This is a genomic window from Microcoleus sp. B3-D7, assembly GCF_036705305.1.
Taxonomy (GTDB): Bacteria; Cyanobacteriota; Cyanobacteriia; order Cyanobacteriales; family Microcoleaceae; genus Microcoleus.
Genome location: NZ_JAUBUE010000136.1, coordinates 1 through 1,151 on the forward strand (window position 1 = coordinate 1; position 1,151 = coordinate 1,151).

A 1,151-nucleotide genomic window follows, 5' to 3' on the forward strand; every position below is an offset into this window, starting at 1 on the left:
TAATAGACCGAGGGCTTGACCTCTCTTTCTACATGGTAAGGATGATGACTTAATTCTCTGCAGTCTTCAGCGTTTTTCTCCCTGACAACTTTTGGGTCTGTCTATAATTCATTGCGGAGAAATGGTGAAAGAATTTATCGAACAGGCAAGAGCAAAGTTAATTTATTTATCTCCTTACTCTCCCGACTTTTCCCAGATAGAAAATTTTTGGTCAAAAGTTAAATCTCTGTTAAGAAAACTTAAAACCAGAAATTATTTAGACTTAATTGATGCAATTACAGATGCTATGCTACAAGTTACTAAAAAAGATATTCATAACTGGTTTGCTCATTGTTGCTACTGTAGCTCCTGACTATAGTAAACGCTATAGTTATTTTTCATTCCTTAGTTCCCTCCGATGTAATATTAGCTGATCGAGCTTACGGCAATTATGTCGATTTAGTTTTGGTAAAACATCAGGGAGCAGACGCTGTTTTTCGGAAAAATGATCTCCGTAAAACCGACTTAAGGGCGGGGTAAGAAGTTGGGGATTGGCGACCATCAAGGAGTCTGGAATAAGCCCCAACAGTGTCCCAAACATATGAGTAATGAGGAATTTGAGGAATTACACCATCTAATTTCATTGTTCGGGAAGTCTGCTGGCGAATTCAACGCCGTGGCTTTCGACAAGAGCGTATTATTGTAGTCATAACGTTACTGGATGCCCAGGGCTACACTGTTCAACAATTAACTCAGTTATTTGGACGGCGCTGGTCTGCTGCTGAAGTTAGTCTCCGGCATCTTAAAACAACTTTGAAAATGGAGATGTTAACAGCTAAAACTCCGGCAATGGTTAGAAAGGATATCTGGACACACTTATTGGCTTACACTTTATTACGTACCATTATGTGGCAAGCCGTATCTTGGTCAGAACATACAGCTTTTCAACTCTCCTCCCAATCAACTCGACAGCAGTTTAATCAGTTATTGACGTTGTTGGCACCTACAGGAAAACACCAACAGCGACAATGCCATCAATTGCTGTTGGAGCAGGTGGCAACTAATTTACTCACGATGCGAGCCGATCGTTCCGAACCTAGAGCGCCAGTCCAGTAAAAGAGGTTGACAAAAAACCTCAAATAGGATGTACCCAAACGACTCACAATACGCCA

Annotated in this window: 1 protein-coding gene and 1 pseudogene; both read left to right on the forward strand. The window is 40.9% G+C overall.

Translation table 11 applies throughout. From position 1 onward, the window contains the following. Positions 1 to 106: 106 nt before the first annotated feature. Positions 107 to 352, forward strand: a pseudogene (locus QUB25_RS29675) (transposase); the annotation flags it as partial. Positions 353 to 804: 452 nt separating this feature from the next. Then, positions 805 to 1,095, forward strand: coding sequence for a hypothetical protein (locus tag QUB25_RS29680; protein WP_333189064.1), 291 nt, complete (start codon positions 805 to 807; stop codon positions 1,093 to 1,095). Positions 1,096 to 1,151: the final 56 nt, after the last annotated feature.

What these genes read in the sequence shown, in the direction of transcription:
- QUB25_RS29680 (WP_333189064.1), top strand. Translation starts at nt 805, where the DNA reads ATGTTAACAGCTAAAACTCCGGCAATGGTTAGAAAGGATATCTGGACA.